Below are 15,011 nucleotides of genomic sequence, written 5' to 3'. Positions count from 1 at the left end.
ACACACACACACACACACACACACACACACACACATTCTAACGTCCGCTCCTACGCGCGCGTAATATACAACATAAACACTTACAAACAAAGGGTGTGCAAGAAGTTTTTCATAAACTTTTTGCATGCCCTTTTTCGTGGAAAAAATCGAGCCGTTTACGCTCAAAAGTCATGCATTGCAGTAACTCAAAACAATAATAAATTTAAGTAAAGATGAAGAAAAAAACTTATGTCGCACCTTGGTGTGAAGTCATTTCTCTCATGGACGAGATTATGATTGCAAAATCGAGTGTTGTTATCAAGAAAGGTTCAACCGAAGAAGAATGGGGTGCCGACGAAGAAGTGCCCGGAGAAGAAGAGGAGGTATAAAAAGATGAAGATGAAACGAAAAAACATCCTGATGATGGGCTGCCTTGCCGGCCTGCTGTTGCTGAGTGCTTGCAGCAGCGAAGAGAACATGGCCGACACAGGCAACAAGATTGATGTGGCGAAAGGCATTCGCTTTCAATTCACCGAAGAGGCGTTTGTCCCCGGCGAAGTTGCTGCCGCCAAACAAGGTACACGCGCCCTGGCCGAGCCGCAAGAGATTGACTTGGGCAACGGCATCATTGCTGAAGCAACGCTCGAGCCCGACACGGCCGGTTGCGCACAAACCCGTGCCGGCAATCCCGTTCCCGACGGCACCTATAAGATTTATGCCATCGATGCCGGCGGCACGCGCCACGACGGTTTGACGGGCACCATGACCGGCGGCGTGTTCACCCCCTCAGGCCATTGGGAATTAGAAGCAGGCACCTACACCTTCGTGTGCATCAACAGCGCCGTGACCGACAATGGCAACGAACTTTATATGAATCTTAACCCTGGGCAGATGCCCCTCATCGGCGTTTCCGACCCCGTCACGGTCACCAATCCGTTTGATGTATTCGTGTCGTTTGTCATGCGCCATCCGCAAGCACGCATCCGCTATCAATTTGTCTCCTACACCGAACCGCTGGTATCGCCAATATTAAATTGGCTCAATAGCGATGTGACGTATGATGTTGGCTCGGCCTATTTCGATTTAAAAGGGAATAGGCTGAGAAATGGGGGTACCAGTGCCGGGGTTGGTTATAACGGTACACTCCATCTCAATCAGACTTATCAGCCCAGTTCCGTCACCAAGGAATACACCTACACCACCGATTATATTTTGTGTTCACCAGAATATAACTCTATGACTTACTATGCCATTACGAGCAATCTCTACGGGCGCGCCATTCATTCCAATAAGGGTGTACCAGTTGGGCCGCTTCAAAAGAACCACAGTTACATTTGGAAGCTGAAGTTCAAAAACAAAGAGCCCTGGTATCTCTACAACGACGGTACCATCGGTTCGTTGGCCAAGCGTGGATCGCGCACCCCCATCGGCATCGTGGTGAAAGAGAAGACGTCGGAGTCGGATCAAGGCACGGCCTGCGCGTTAGACATACTTAATTACACTTGGAAGAATGTTGACGACCATATTGAGGAGAACATCAGTCCTTCGCCCACGAATATGGCCGAGGCAGCAGCCGATATGAATGGTGAGAATTGGACCTATAACGCCAATTTGCTGGGCACCGTCCGTTCAAATCAGGCCACTACCTATCCCGCTTTCTATCAGGCAGCTCACTACACGCCGGGCGTAGCCACTGCCAGCAGCATTGGTCGATGGTATTTGCCGAGCTATGGTGAATTAATCAAGTTCGTACAGGTTTTTCAGAAAGGATTTACCCCCACCGCAACAGAGCCTGTAGGTCCACATTATCACCAAATGAACTCAGGATTCGAAACAAAGTTTCGGAATGCGTTTACACAAGCTGGTAAGCCTGATGCTACGAGTCAATTCATTATCAGCAGCACGCAGATACGTTGGGGAAGTGCTGGTATCAAACCTGCCTACATTAACATTACGAGTGGAGACCGACTTTATACGGGAGTTTGTTGGAACACAATGATGAATAGTAATGTTTTGCCTTTCGTTCATTTCTAAATGATGAATAGTTTTGTAGGAACGCGGCAGATGTGGCCATCGATTATGGGCGGATTGCACGGAAAAGTATGATGGAGATGGGTAGGGGCGGTGCCTATGTGCCCGCCCGTGTCGCCCTGCAAGGGCGCATACATCGTTAAATCCTCGTGCATGATGCGTAAATATATTTTGCCGATGGAAACGCCGCTGCGTGGACGTTCGGGCGGGCACACAGGCGCCGCCCCTACCATTCCAACACGTGCCGCCATTCTGCAAAGATGAAAACAAAAATTTTAATGCTCGCAGTAATGCTGCAAACGATGAAATGCAAAAATATTGTTCCCGCGCCGCGCGGTGACGATAAAATGGCAAAGATATTGTTCCCGCGCTGCGCGACGACGATAAAACGGCAAAAATATTGTTCCCGCGCCGCGCGGTGACGATAAAACGCGAAAATATTGTTCCCGCGCTGCACGGTGACGATAAAATGGCATAAATATTGTTTCCGCGCTGCACGGCGACGATAAAATGGCAAAGATATTGTTCCCGCGCTGCACGGCGACGATAAAATGGCAAAGATATTGTTCCCGCGCTGCGCGACGACGATAAAACGGCAAAAATATTGTTCCCGCGCCGCGCGGTGACGATAAAACGCGAAAATATTGTTCCCGCGCTGCACGGTGACGATAAAACGTGAAAAACAATGCTCGCAATAACGCTGCAAGCATTGAAACGTAAAAATAACAACGAACAAAGAACAATTTTTTTTATTTAATATATTAAAGGCATTTCATGATGGTTGATATCAAAAAAAGTTGATTTAGTGGCATGAACAACGGCACGCACTATGAGTTTATGAAGGTGGTGAGCGACCGTTTCGCGACGGAGACGGCGTTGGGCACAAATGCTGCAGCAAAAAAGGCTATCGAGGCGTTGGCGGCCGCGGTGAAGGAGGAGGATCGCTGTTTGGTGATTTCGCAAAAGAGCCTCATCACGGACGACATCAAGGCGGCCGACGATAAGCGCGACAACATTTTTCGCGGGTTGCGCAAATCGATTAAGGGATTGACGGATGCGCCCGTGCCCGATGTGGCGCAGGCGGCCAAGGAACTGCAGCAATGTTTGGTGGATTATCGCATCGACCCTGCGATGCAACTGGACCGCGAAACAGGTTTGCTACACAATTTCATCGCCGATCTCGAAATAAAGTATGCCGCGCAGGTGACGAAGCTCGGGCTCACGCTGTTCGTTGCTCCGCTGAAGGAGGCCAATGCCAAGGTGGAGCAGTTCATTGTCGACCGAACTACCGCGCAATCGGCCGTCATTGCCGGCGAGCTCCGCGCAGCACGTTTGGCCACCGATGCCGCCTATCGCCACCTCGTGAAGTTTGTCAACGCGCTGGCGATGGTCTCGGGCACCGACGATTACGACGCCTTAGCCAAGTTCCTCAACGAGCACATCGACCGCTACAAACATGAGGTGCTGCCGAAGAAAAAGAAGGGTGGCAAAAAGCCTTCGGATGGCGATAAACCGGGCGACGACAAGAAACCCGGAGACGGCGGAAAATCACCCGATGGCAAAAAGCCGGGCGGTGATGCAGCAAAGCCGGGCGAGGGTGGCGATGGTAAGGATAAGCCGGGTGGTGGAAAGGATCAGCCCGGCGGAAAAGGTCAGGGCGATGCTACGGTGACACCAAAAGAATAACTTGTTTTAAAACAAATGGCGTCATCCACGGTGACGCCCAAATCATAACGATACACACACTTTTTTATTTTAAGTAATGGGGGCGGGAGTGCGCGATGCATTTCCGCCCCCGATGTGTGTATGGATTGTTTCCGCGTTTCGTTTGGGTGGTTGATATCGTTGGGGAGGATTGTACGCGGATGTATAACGGAGATGGGTAGGGGCGGTGCCTGTGTGCCCGCCCGCGTCGCCCTGCAAGGGCGCATTCGTCGTTAAATTCCCCGCGCACAATGCGTGATACACAAAACCTATTTCCCGTATGGAAACGCCGCTGTGCGGACGTTCGGGCGGGCACACAGGCACCGCCCCTACGTATTTTGCTTGAGAGAATTGCGCGTGGGACGGTTGGTTTCGTTTAGACAGATTACCCGTGGGTGGTTTTGTTTGTTGGTTGGTGAAAACGGAGCACATGAACCAACACTATCGGTGTTGTACTTTTGTCAGCCCAGGGTTGATTGAGCGCAGCGAAATCTACCCTGGGTAAGGTTGTGGAGGGAAACCTATGCCATCGGCATTGTACTTTTTAAAATCAAATTTCGTGTGGGGAAATCATTCGCGAATAATCCATTTGCCGCGTGTGGTGATGATGTGCGATGAGAAAAAGTACAACCCCCAAGGGGGTAGCCTCCTCACTTGCATTGTTACCCAGGGTAGGCAGCGTTGCGCTTGCTAACCCTGCGCTATCGAAAGTATAACCCCGATGGGGTATGGGCACACCGCGTGGTTTGGTGGAGATGGGTAGGGGCGGCGCCTGTGTGCCCGTCCGCGTCGCTCTGCAGGGGCGCATTTACCCAAATCATAACGACACAAACACTTTTTTATTTCAAAGAAGGGGGCGGGAGTGCGTGATGCATTTCCGCCCCCGATGTGTGTATGTTGAAGCGCGAAGATGGCATGAAGGGTGGTGACGGGGCAGGCCGTTCGTGGTGGCAACTTCGCCGATGAACGCCAGGCGCTACATGCGGTTGCGCTGCGATTGGCCGGCTCCGGTGCCTTTATATCGGCTGTTGGTGGTGTTGAAACGATAGCGCACGGTCAGCCAGTAGGCGGTAGATGGAAATTCGGTCACGCACGTGGTGACTGCCGTTCCGCTGTAGAACTCATAGCTGTCCTTGCCCGTATGGAAGAGGTTGGAGGCATAGAATTGCAGGGAGAGGCGCTGCTGGAGCAACGCTTTGTAGAGCGAAAGGTCAATGGTGCACCGTGGTTTGCAATAGAACACATTGCCTTCGTTTCCGCGGGTGCGCAGCGTGGTGATGAGCGAAAACGTGCCCCATTTTCCATCCAGCACATTGTTGAGTCGGAAGCTGGCCACGGGATGATTGGGCAGCGCGCCCTCGTGGATGTCGAGGTGCATCCATTGCTTGCTGAGCGATGCCTCGAAACGCGGCGACCAGATGCCCCATTTCGGGCGCAGGCTGAGGCTGGTTTGCAAGCGGTTGTAGCCCGCAACGTTCTCGGGCTGGTTGAGCAGCAGCTGCGGATTGCCGCGATAAATGCGCGAGAACTCGTAGATGTCGTCGCTCACATGGGCATACCGGGCGTTGAACAAAAGCCATTTCCACGACAGTGCGTAGCCCACGTTGCGGCTGATGGTGGGCAGCAAAAAGGGGTTGCCCGCCTCGTAAGTGTAACGGTTGTCATATTGTATGCCCTCGCGCAGCTGCTCATAGGTGGGGCGATTGATGTCGGTGGCATAGGTGAGTTGCATTTCGGTGGTGCCCACGGGCATGGAAAGGGTCAACGAGGGAAACCATTTGCCATAGTTTTTGCTTTGCGCAGGGCGATAGATGTCGTGGGCGTAGTAGTTGAAATCGATGTATTCGTAGCGCAGTCCAGCCTGCAGATAGAGCTTGCCGAAGTTGCGGTTGTAGTCGAAAAAGGCCGAGGTCATGTTCTCACGAATGCGGCTTTGCTCGTTGTCAACCAAATGTTGGGGCAGCAAGGTGTATCGGCTCTTGCGTTTCGAGGTGGAATATTCGCCGCCCAAGGTCAATTTGCCGCTGCATAAAGGCCATGCGATCACGAGCTTTGAGGCCAGCAAACGGGCGTAGACGCGACGGTCGGAGTTCACCCAATCCTCGGTTGTCGGCATGCCGGTGGGCGTGTAGCGCTCGTGGTTATACATCTGACTTTTCCTGCCGCTCCAAAAGAAATCGGTGTTGAAGTCGATACTGACTTTGCCGATTTTGCCCACATAATAGACGTTGGATGAGGCGTTTTGCGGGCGTTCGGCGGCGGAATAGTGCATGGCGGTTTGGTCGATGGGCAGTTGGTTTTTCAACGAGGTGGTGGCCATGTCGCCCTCGCCGTGGTTGCGTGCGTAGCGAAAATAGCTGATGCTGGCACCAAGAGTGTGGTTGACGCTGAAGAGATAGCTTCCGGCCAAGCGCGTGTAGTGGCTGATGTTGGTATATTCCTGGGTGAGATGCGTGTCTTGTTGCCACGTGTCGGCTAAGAAGGTATGTTGCGAAAAGTCTTTGTCGTCGGGTCGGTGGGTGTAGTTGCCCGAGAGGGTGGCGCTCAGTTCCCACTTGGCTTGCCGATAATTGAGGTTCACAGCCTCGGTTCCACTGGTGCGCGTCTGGTCGTTGATGCCCGCGCTGGTTTGTGCATCAATGCCCCACCCCTCGCCATAGAGCTTCTTGGTGGTGATGCGGATGACGCTTTTCACCTGCGCATTGTAGCGCACACCGGGATTGGTAATCACCTCAATGGTTTTGATTTCGCTGGGCTGAAGGCGCGTCAGCTCGTTGTTGTCTTGCATTTTTCGATTGTTGATATAGACCTCGGGCGTGCCGCGTCCAAACACTTCAAGGGTGCCGTTGCGTGCCGAAACCTGCGGGATGTTGTTGAGCAGTTGCTCTATGGAGGTTGTTTTGGCCAAGAGGCTGCCGGCAATGGTGGTCAGCATGCCCTCGCCTTTGAATTGCGTCTGCGGGCGCTTCGATTTCACAACCACTTCGCTGAGCAGCTTCGTTGCGTCGGCAAGGGTGATGTGCAGTGGCGATGTGCCACCATAAATGGTTGTGAACGGCTCGTAACCGATGCACGACACCTTGAGCAGTTGCCCCTTCTGAATGGAAGTGAGTGTGAAGGAGCCGTCGGCTTGGCTGGTGGTTCCGCTGACGAAAGTGGAGTCGTCGGGCGATAGCACCACGATGTTGGCAAAGGCAATGGGGGCATGATGCACGTCAGAAACGGTGCCCGACAGGGTTTGTCCGTGCACGGTCTGCACCATGAAGAGGACGAAAAGGAGAAGCATTTTTTGCATGTTGATGTTGTGTTAGCATATTAAAATAGGTGGCTCGGCAAAGAAGACGTCGTGCATCTTCTGTCACGCGTGGCCGATAAGCTTCACAAAGTTAAAAGAAAAATGGCACAAAACACAACAGTCCGTTGTTTTTTTTGTTAACAACCTTATCATTTACCTTTTGAAGAAAGCGTTTCCTATCACCGTTCGGCGCAGAAACCATATCGCTATCATCTTATTGTCGCCGCATGGCGTGGAAACGATTTCCGGCCGGCAAATTACCAAAGCAACGGCAGCAGAATCCCCCTTTTATTTCGTACCTTTGCCCACCTGTTTAACAAAATAAAGGAATTAAAATGCTTACAGAAAAGTTTTTCGATGTTATTCGCCATGAAGGCGTCGTCTCAATCGTATCGTGGGGGCATGAAGAACCCCACCTGACGTGCACCTGGAACAGCTATTTGGTGGTAACCGATGATGAAAGAATTCTCATTCCCGCGGCCGGAATGAAGCAGACCGAAGCCAATGTTGAGGTGAACGACCGCGTTCTTCTCGCATTAGGAACACGCGACGTTGAGGGCTTCAACGGCTACCAGGGCACAGGCTTCCGCATAGAAGGGCGTGCAAAGTTTCTCACTTCGGGCCCCGATTATGAAATGATGCGTCAGAAATATCCTTTCATCAGGAGCGTCTTAGCGATAACCGTAGACGTTGCCAAGCAAATGCTTTAGGCCTTTAGCCACGTCATCGCGTGCCACTTGCGCACAATGGCACGCGATGAAGAGCGGAAAGGCATCAGTTGGCCATTTCAGAGATAAACATGATGCGCACAAGACGTATCTCTTCGTCGGTGTAATCGCCCCCCAATTCGCGCACAGCCACGCGCAAATCGTCGGTCTCACTCTCGGTGAAATAGTCGTAGATGTCGTCGATATGTTCGTCGTCCATGACGTCTCTGATGAAATATTCGATGTTGATTTTCGTGCCGCTATACACGATTGCCTCCAACTCATCCAACAGTTCGTCGAACGACATGCCCAAACTTTCAGCAATGTCATCCAAGGCTAATTGGCGGTCGATGCTCTGGATTATCTTCACTTTCGTGGCACTCTTCTTGGCCACGGTGCGCACACGCAGCTCGCCCGGACGCTCAATTTGGTTGTCGCGGCAATGCTTTGCGATAAGTTCTAAGAACGGGCCGCCATAGCGTTTGGCTTTCCCCACGCCCACACCCTGCACCTGTTGCAGCTCTTCGATGGTCACAGGATAGATGGTTGCCATCTGCTCTAACGAACTTTCTTGGAAGATCACATAGGACGGAATACCTAATTTGGCGGCCATTGACTTGCGCAAGTCCTTGAGCATGGCATAGAGTTCGGGGTCGAGTGCAACGACTGTCGGGTCGTCGGCCTCCTCATCATATTCGCCATTAAACTCGGCATCTTCGACAATCTTAAACGAGGTGGGCGCCTTGAGAAAGCGTTTTCCGGCGGCCGTGAGCTTCAACAACCCATAGTTCTCAACGTCTTTGCGGAGGTAGCCCGCAATGATGGCCTGCCGAATGACGGGATTCCAATGCTTAGCATCTTCGTCTTCGCCTGCACCAAACGAGGGAAGCTCGTCATGATGATGCGACACAATGTCGTCGGTGGCACGCCCTTTCACATAGTCAATGACATATTCTTGGCGGAACTTTTCCTTCAAATCGCGCACCGCCTGCAAGACAATCAGCAAGGCATTTCCGGCTTCAATCTGCACCTTGGGATGGAGACAGTTGTCGCAATTATGGCAGTTGTCGTAGGGATATTCTTCGCCAAAATAATGCAACAGCATACGACGTCGGCAGACGGAAGACTCGGCATAGGCAGCCGTCTCTTGCAACAACTGCCGGCCAATGTCTTGCTCGGCCACAGGCTTCCCTTCCATAAACTTCTCTAATTTCTTCAAATCTTTCTGCGCATAGAAGGCGATACACTGCCCTTCGCCGCCATCTCGGCCTGCGCGTCCCGTCTCTTGATAGTAGCCTTCGAGACTCTTTGGGATGTCATAGTGGATGACAAAGCGCACGTCGGGCTTATCGATGCCCATACCAAAAGCAATGGTAGCCACGATGACATCAAGCCGCTCCATGAGAAAATCGTCCTGCGTTTGTGAACGCACGCCACTCTCTAAACCTGCATGATAGGGTGCGGCTTTGATGTCGTTGGCCCGCAAAATCTCGGCCAACTCCTCCACTTTTTTGCGCGACAAACAGTAGATGATACCACTCTTGCCTGCATTTTGCCGAATGAATTTAATGATTTGCTTGTCAATATCGTTGGTTTTGGGCCGCACCTCATAATAAAGGTTGGGACGGTTGAACGAACTGCGAAACTCCTTCGCATCAGCTATGCCGAGACTTTTCTTGATGTCGCTGCGCACTTTGTCGGTAGCTGTGGCCGTGAGTGCAATGACAGGTGCATTGCCTATGCGGTTGATGATGGGGCGGATGTTGCGATATTCAGGACGGAAATCGTGTCCCCATTCCGAAATACAATGGGCTTCGTCTACGGCATAAAACGAAATCTTGATGGTTTGCAAAAACGCTACGGTCTCTTCCTTGGTCAAAGACTCGGGCGCTACATACAGCAGTTTGGTGCGACCACTGCGAATATCGTCCATCACTTTCTGCACAGCGGTCTTCGTAAGCGACGAGTTGAGACAATGCGCCAAACAAGGTTCGTCGCTCAAACTGTTCATCACGTCGACCTGATTTTTCATCAAAGCAATCAAAGGCGACACCACAATGGCGGTGCCCTCCATCAAAAGCGACGGCAACTGGTAGCAAAGGCTCTTGCCACCTCCTGTCGGCATGAGCACAAAGGTGTCGTTGCCGGCCATCAAATTTTGAATAATAGCCTCTTGATCACCTTTAAATTGGTCGAAACCAAAATAGTGTTTCAACTGCTTTGCAAGATTAGCGTTCGTTGTCATAGGTTGCGTTTGTCTATAAGTTCATTACCTTTGATGGGTGCTGCCCTTGGGTGCATGGGGGGACAATGGCGGCAACCATCGCCCCACACGCCGCCGTTAGGCCGTTACATCTAATTGTCTTAAATGCGATTTATTCATTTGCTTCTTAGCATAATCCAACGTAACGGTGAATTTTTTCTTTCGTTCGGACGGAATTTCAAACATCGCATCCATCATCACCGATTCCACAATAGAGCGCAAACCGCGCGCACCTAATTTATATTCCACCGCCTTGTCGACAATAAAATCGAGCGCATCGTCGTCAAACGACAGGCGGATGCCGTCCATCTCAAACAGCTTCACATACTGCTTGATGATAGAATTTTTCGGTTCTATCAAGATGCGGCGCAAAGCTTCGCGGTCTAACGGGTTTAAATAGGTCAGCACGGGCAAACGACCGATAATCTCGGGTATCAAACCAAACGCCTTGAGGTCGGTGGGTTGCACATACTTCATGAGATTATCTTTATCAATCTTGGCCACATTCTGCACGGCATTGTAGCCCACAACACGCGTGTTCAGGCGCTGTGCAATCTTGCGTTCGATGCCGTCGAAAGCACCACCGCAGATGAAAAGAATGTTGCGTGTATCCACATGAATATAGTCCTGATCGGGATGTTTGCGGCCACCCTTGGGCGGAACATTCACCATCGTGCCTTCGAGCAGCTTTAAAAGTCCTTGCTGAACCCCCTCGCCGCTCACATCACGCGTGATGGATGGGTTGTCGCTCTTACGGGCAATCTTGTCGATTTCGTCGATAAACACAATGCCATGTTGTGCGGCTTCAACATTATAGTCGGCCACTTGCAGCAACCTGCTCAAGATGCTTTCCACGTCTTCGCCCACATAACCCGCTTCGGTAAACACCGTAGCGTCGACAATGGTGAAAGGCACTTGCAGCAATTTTGCAATGGTGCGCGCTAACAAGGTCTTGCCTGTTCCCGTGGTTCCCACCATGATGATGTTGCTTTTTTCAATCTCCACCCCGTCATCGTCCATGGGTTGTTGCAACCGTTTGTAATGGTTGTAGACCGCCACCGACAGGAAACGCTTGGCTTCATCCTGCCCAATGATGTATTCGTCTAAATATTTTTTAATATCTTTAGGCTTGGGAACTTTCTTCCATTCGAAAGTGTCAATGGGCTTTTCAATCACTTCTTCCTCTTCGAAATCATCCATTCTGCCACCCGAAGCGCGTGTGGCAGAGCGCACAATCTCGTAGGCCTGACGCGCACAGTCGGCACAAATATAGCCGTTCACGCCCGTAATGAGCAACGGAACTTCGTTCTCGCCGCGCCCACAGAAACTACATACTTTCTTTGCCATGTTTTTATTTCTCCCCGCCATTTGTTGTCGTTTCGTTACCAACCGGACCATCTTTCTTGCGCACCAACAACTGATCAATCATGCCATAGGCCTTGGCCTCTTCAGCAGTCATCCAATAATTGCGGTCGCTATCTTGCCAAACCTTCTCAAAAGGTGTGTGCGAATGTTCTGAAATAATGGTGTAGAGTTCTTTCTTAAACTTTTGAATTTCTTTTGCTTCAATCTCAATATCCGAAGCCTGCCCTTGCACACCGCCCAAAGGTTGATGAATCATCACGCGGCTATGCTTCAAGGCCGAGCGCTTACCTTCTTGGCCAGAAACCAACAAAACGGCAGCCATCGAAGCAGCCATGCCCGTGCAAATAGTAGCAACATCGCTGCTCACAAACTGCATAGTGTCGTAAATGGCTAAACCGGCTGTCACACTTCCACCAGGACTATTGATGTAGATAGAGATGTCGCCCGCATCGTTTACCGAGTCCAAATAGAGCAATTGTGCCGATATAGTGTTAGCCGTATAGTCGTCAATCTCTGTACCTAAGAAAATAATTCTGTCGGCCATCAAGCGCGAGAACACGTCCATCTGCGTCACATTGAGCTGACGCTCTTCCAAAATATAAGGATTAAGATATTGTGCCTGCACCTTCATGACATCGTCAAGCACCATACCATTCATGCCTAAATGCTTTGTAGCATATTTTCTAAAATCGTTGTTCATACTTCTTCCTTTACTGATCATTTGTATAAAAAAATAAAGGTTATCCACCTTTTTCTCTTATCTTTTTGCAAAGACTATGCCAATGGTTTTGCCTCGGCATGGTGCTTTACTCACACAAAGATAATAAAAAAAGTCGATAACCTTTCTTATCGGGTTAGTTTTTTACGAAAAAACTATTTGCTCATCATCTTATTGAAGTCGTCGAGAGAGATTTCTTTCTCGTTCAGTTTCACCACTTTCTTCAATGCTTCACAAAGTTTGATGTCTGAAGCGCGGTCAACAAAACCATCCACATTCTCACGTTTCTTCATAATTTCCTTGGCATAGTTCTCCACATAATCGTCGGGAACATTGTTCATGCCATATTGTGCAAACTGCACACGAGCCGTTTCTTTGGCAGCTTCCAACACGTCTTTGTCGCCAACTTTGATGTTGTGTGCAGCCACAAGCTGGTCTTTAATCAGGCGCCAAGTGAGTTCCTTAAGGCTGTTGGCATAATTCTTCTCCACAAATTCCTCGCCGCGTTCCTTATTATTGTTCAGCATGATGCGCTTCAAAAGAGCATCGGGGAATTGCAAATCACCCACTTTCTTTTCGCAATAAGCACGAACATCTTGAATAAACTTGTAGTCTGCGTCGACCGAAAGCTGTTCTTTCAAACCTTCAGCAATCCGCTCACGGAATGCTTTCTCGCTCTTAACCTCGCCTTCACCAAACGTTCTGTCGAACAATTCTTGGTCTACAGCGTGCTTCTTATAGCGCTGAATGTCGGTAATCTGATAGCTAAAGTTGCCCGTGTAGTTGCCCAACTCTGCCTCCTTCACTTTCAAGAAAGCAGCCAACTCAGCATTGTTTTCATAAGCCTCACGAGGGTTCATCGTGATGATGTCACCCTTCTTCGCCCCATTGAAAAGTGCCTTTTGTGCTTCGTTCTTAATGTAATTGGGCATCACCGATGCAGCTTCAACGGTCAAACCACCTTCTTTGGTGTTGCCCTTCTCATCGAGCTCGCGCAAATCGCCTTTCAACATGTCGTTGTCTTCATAGCTGTCAACGCTTTCAAAGCTGCCCAAACGAGAAGCGAACATGTCGACCTGACGGTCGATCAACGCATCATCAACCGTGATGGTGTAATGGTCAATCTTGTTGTGGCCATTGAGTTCGATGCTGAATTCGGGTGCCACAGCAATATCAAACTGGAACGTATAAGGTGCAGGCTTTTCCAAATCTTGGGGCTCTTGACCTTCGTGTTGCAAAGGTTCGCCAAGCATTTGAATTTTGTTGTCTTGCACATATTTATAAATCTGCTCACCAATGAGCTTGTTAATGGCATCCATCTTGGCCGATGCACCATATTGCTTTTTAATCAGTCCCATAGGAACCATGCCTGGACGGAAACCAGGATAATTAGCCTTCTTACGGAAGTCTTTCAACGCTTTCTCAACGTTCTCCTGATAATCGGCCTCTTCTACGGTGAGAGTCAACAGACCATTCACCTTGTCTGCAATTTCAAATGAAATATTCATCTTGCTGTTTTATTTTTATATTATGTTTTTGTTTTCGCAAATTACGGGACGCAAATTTACGCATTATCCACGAATATACCTAATAATACGACATAAAAATACCTTATTTTTCCAAACATTACCATAAGAAAGTGATTTATGGACTACTCAAGAAATTCTTATATAAATAAAAATATAACCACTTTGTTGTAAACCCAATTTGTTAATATAACATGAGTCCGACGAATTACGAATTATAAGTGGAGACCTCTGCAAAAGTCTTTTTACACTCAAAAACTACTATTGATAATCAATGAGTTATATTTATGATTTCGCTATCTATATGAGGTTTTGCAGCGGTCTCGTATTGTCAATTCCTAATTCCTTTCGCTTCTTTTTCCAGAAATCATTTATATTATTAAAATCTTCTCTATACTCAAAATCTTCATAAGAAGGTTCAAACCAATGAAAAACTACAGCCTGCTTGGCGATTCTGCAAACATAAAATCCTGTTTTATCCTCTCGGCAAAAAAAACATACCTCTCCTAATCTATCTTTTAGATGATTTCTCCAGTCCATTGTATTATCCCAACTACTAAATTCCGGATTATATTGTCCCCCTTCTTTAAAGTTTTTAGTGAGATATTTTGTCTCCCTATAAAAACTATAACCATACATAGAGTTATATCTATTTATTGTATCCTGTGTTATATTTTTCCAAAAAAAAGTTTCTAAGTTTCTCCTTAATGAGTTCTTTAGGCAAGGAACATTCGCCACAAGGATAGTACTCGCTGCATATATCTTTTTCTCGTTGTCATTACCTGTATTACCTGTACGATATTCAAGGACATAATAACTGCTTTTGTCAATCATATTACATCTTGATATAAAAAAGACAAGACTTCCAAGGCAAAATACTAATCCTCCTAAACAGAACTTTCTCATATTCATAATCTTCCTTCTATTTCTATTTCAATTTCTTTTGACATCATTGTTACGAATGGCTTATATCCTCTCATGTATTGGAGGATAAACCAAGAACAGAATCCATCAGCAGCCTCTTGGAAGAATATGTCGGAAACTCCGGTTTCGCTTAAATCGTATCCTCGTTCATCCCTCGGACAAGTCAGATGGCTGAGTATTTCACCCCAAGGAGCAGCCTTGTCTCGTACATTCTCCATTGAGCCAAATTCATCAATATTTCTCATCATTCTCCATATCGTTTTTTTTGATTCCCAATTCTTTGCATTTTGTTTTATAGAAGCTTTTTATATCATTGAAGTCCTGGTAAGTACTTTCACCTTTAACAATATCTACAAACATATGAAATCCATAACCTGTATCATTAATTATAATGCTATAGATTCCTGTCCCATTTTTACGTTTACAAAACATAACATTTCCCAATTCATCCTTAAAATGAGGTAAAATATGAAGGATTAGAGCCTTGACATAGTTGAAA

The 15,011-nt window shown here is 48.6% G+C and carries 14 protein-coding genes; 4 read left to right on the top strand and 10 right to left on the bottom strand.

Annotated elements, in window-relative coordinates:
- Nucleotides 1-212 precede the first annotated feature (212 nt).
- The gene (locus tag HMPREF9431_RS13310; RefSeq protein ID WP_004379499.1) at nt 213-368 is read left to right on the top strand and encodes a hypothetical protein; all 156 of its coding nucleotides are present in this window, start codon (nt 213-215) and stop codon (nt 366-368) included.
- Between the two features lie 4 nt (nt 369-372).
- Nucleotides 373-2,013: a hypothetical protein gene (locus HMPREF9431_RS11760; RefSeq protein WP_196794599.1), complete on the top strand. Its 1,641-nt coding sequence runs from the start codon at nt 373-375 to the stop codon at nt 2,011-2,013.
- On the opposite strand, the gene HMPREF9431_RS13070 is transcribed toward HMPREF9431_RS11760, so the two are convergent.
- Nucleotides 2,010-2,147 carry a hypothetical protein gene (locus tag HMPREF9431_RS13070; protein WP_155813034.1) on the bottom strand — a complete coding sequence of 46 codons (138 nt, stop codon included), beginning with the start codon at nt 2,145-2,147 and terminating at the stop codon, nt 2,010-2,012. The genes HMPREF9431_RS11760 and HMPREF9431_RS13070 overlap by 4 nt on opposite strands.
- Nucleotides 2,148-2,285: 138 nt before the next feature.
- On the bottom strand, nt 2,286-2,720 hold the full coding sequence (locus HMPREF9431_RS11750) for a hypothetical protein (protein WP_155813033.1): 435 nt from the start codon (nt 2,718-2,720) through the stop codon (nt 2,286-2,288).
- A 100-nt stretch (nt 2,721-2,820) separates the two neighbouring features.
- Here HMPREF9431_RS11750 and HMPREF9431_RS11745 point away from each other — a divergent pair, with 100 nt between their 5' ends.
- Nucleotides 2,821-3,696, top strand: a complete 876-nt coding sequence (locus HMPREF9431_RS11745) for a DUF6261 family protein (protein WP_004381549.1) — start codon at nt 2,821-2,823, stop codon at nt 3,694-3,696.
- 568 nt (nt 3,697-4,264) lie between these two features.
- Here the strand turns inward: HMPREF9431_RS11745 and HMPREF9431_RS13065 are convergent.
- Together HMPREF9431_RS13065 and HMPREF9431_RS11740 are read right to left on the bottom strand one after the other, a co-directional pair.
- Nucleotides 4,265-4,522 carry a hypothetical protein gene (locus tag HMPREF9431_RS13065; protein WP_155813032.1) on the bottom strand — a complete coding sequence of 86 codons (258 nt, stop codon included), beginning with the start codon at nt 4,520-4,522 and terminating at the stop codon, nt 4,265-4,267.
- Between the two features lie 168 nt (nt 4,523-4,690).
- Nucleotides 4,691-7,009, bottom strand: coding sequence for a TonB-dependent receptor domain-containing protein (locus HMPREF9431_RS11740; protein ID WP_004381545.1), 2,319 nt, complete (start codon nt 7,007-7,009; stop codon nt 4,691-4,693).
- Between the two features lie 335 nt (nt 7,010-7,344).
- Between HMPREF9431_RS11740 and HMPREF9431_RS11735 the strand changes: the two genes are divergently transcribed.
- Entirely contained in the window at nt 7,345-7,719 is a 375-nt protein-coding gene (locus HMPREF9431_RS11735) for a pyridoxamine 5'-phosphate oxidase family protein (protein ID WP_004381544.1), read from the top strand.
- Nucleotides 7,720-7,783: 64 nt separating this feature from the next.
- On the opposite strand, the gene recQ is transcribed toward HMPREF9431_RS11735, so the two are convergent.
- The 6 genes from recQ to HMPREF9431_RS11705 all read right to left on the bottom strand — a co-directional run bounded on the left by recQ (nt 7,784) and on the right by HMPREF9431_RS11705 (nt 14,760).
- The gene (gene recQ, locus HMPREF9431_RS11730; protein ID WP_004381543.1) at nt 7,784-9,961 is read right to left on the bottom strand and encodes a DNA helicase RecQ; all 2,178 of its coding nucleotides are present in this window, start codon (nt 9,959-9,961) and stop codon (nt 7,784-7,786) included.
- A gap of 96 nt (nt 9,962-10,057) precedes the next feature.
- A complete protein-coding gene (gene clpX / locus HMPREF9431_RS11725) occupies nt 10,058-11,326 on the bottom strand; it encodes an ATP-dependent Clp protease ATP-binding subunit ClpX (protein WP_004381542.1) in 1,269 nt (422 codons plus the stop codon).
- Nucleotides 11,327-11,330: 4 nt separating this feature from the next.
- Nucleotides 11,331-12,044, bottom strand: coding sequence for an ATP-dependent Clp endopeptidase proteolytic subunit ClpP (gene clpP / locus HMPREF9431_RS11720; RefSeq protein WP_004381541.1), 714 nt, complete (start codon nt 12,042-12,044; stop codon nt 11,331-11,333).
- A gap of 173 nt (nt 12,045-12,217) precedes the next feature.
- Complete coding sequence (gene tig / locus HMPREF9431_RS11715; protein WP_004381540.1) at nt 12,218-13,570, bottom strand: trigger factor; 1,353 nt, start codon at nt 13,568-13,570, stop codon at nt 12,218-12,220.
- A gap of 318 nt (nt 13,571-13,888) precedes the next feature.
- Nucleotides 13,889-14,500 carry a hypothetical protein gene (locus tag HMPREF9431_RS11710; protein ID WP_004381539.1) on the bottom strand — a complete coding sequence of 204 codons (612 nt, stop codon included), beginning with the start codon at nt 14,498-14,500 and terminating at the stop codon, nt 13,889-13,891.
- Nucleotides 14,497-14,760 (bottom strand): hypothetical protein, encoded by a 264-nt coding sequence (locus HMPREF9431_RS11705; RefSeq protein WP_004381538.1) that lies wholly within the window; start codon nt 14,758-14,760, stop codon nt 14,497-14,499. Before HMPREF9431_RS11705 ends, HMPREF9431_RS11710 begins: the two co-directional genes overlap by 4 nt.
- Nucleotides 14,761-15,011 lie beyond the last annotated feature (251 nt).

This window comes from Segatella oulorum F0390, from assembly GCF_000224615.1.
GTDB classification, from domain to species: Bacteria; Bacteroidota; Bacteroidia; order Bacteroidales; family Bacteroidaceae; genus Prevotella; species Prevotella oulorum.
Note: the sequence above shows the minus strand (reverse complement) of the source record. Positions and strands in the feature narration are given on the sequence as shown.

Bases quoted from the DNA above. Each gene is read 5' to 3' on its own strand.
- HMPREF9431_RS13310 (WP_004379499.1), top strand. From the start codon at position 213: ATGAAGAAAAAAACTTATGTCGCACCTTGGTGTGAAGTCATTTCTCTC.
- HMPREF9431_RS11760 (WP_196794599.1), top strand. From the start codon at position 373: ATGAAGATGAAACGAAAAAACATCCTGATGATGGGCTGCCTTGCCGGC.
- HMPREF9431_RS13070 (WP_155813034.1), bottom strand. From the start codon at position 2,147: ATGTATGCGCCCTTGCAGGGCGACACGGGCGGGCACATAGGCACCGCC.
- HMPREF9431_RS11750 (WP_155813033.1), bottom strand. From the start codon at position 2,720: ATGCTTGCAGCGTTATTGCGAGCATTGTTTTTCACGTTTTATCGTCAC.
- HMPREF9431_RS11745 (WP_004381549.1), top strand. From the start codon at position 2,821: ATGAACAACGGCACGCACTATGAGTTTATGAAGGTGGTGAGCGACCGT.
- HMPREF9431_RS13065 (WP_155813032.1), bottom strand. From the start codon at position 4,522: ATGCGCCCCTGCAGAGCGACGCGGACGGGCACACAGGCGCCGCCCCTA.
- HMPREF9431_RS11740 (WP_004381545.1), bottom strand. From the start codon at position 7,009: ATGCAAAAAATGCTTCTCCTTTTCGTCCTCTTCATGGTGCAGACCGTG.
- HMPREF9431_RS11735 (WP_004381544.1), top strand. From the start codon at position 7,345: ATGCTTACAGAAAAGTTTTTCGATGTTATTCGCCATGAAGGCGTCGTC.
- recQ (WP_004381543.1), bottom strand. From the start codon at position 9,961: ATGACAACGAACGCTAATCTTGCAAAGCAGTTGAAACACTATTTTGGT.
- clpX (WP_004381542.1), bottom strand. From the start codon at position 11,326: ATGGCAAAGAAAGTATGTAGTTTCTGTGGGCGCGGCGAGAACGAAGTT.
- clpP (WP_004381541.1), bottom strand. From the start codon at position 12,044: ATGAACAACGATTTTAGAAAATATGCTACAAAGCATTTAGGCATGAAT.
- tig (WP_004381540.1), bottom strand. From the start codon at position 13,570: ATGAATATTTCATTTGAAATTGCAGACAAGGTGAATGGTCTGTTGACT.
- HMPREF9431_RS11710 (WP_004381539.1), bottom strand. From the start codon at position 14,500: ATGAATATGAGAAAGTTCTGTTTAGGAGGATTAGTATTTTGCCTTGGA.
- HMPREF9431_RS11705 (WP_004381538.1), bottom strand. From the start codon at position 14,760: ATGATGAGAAATATTGATGAATTTGGCTCAATGGAGAATGTACGAGAC.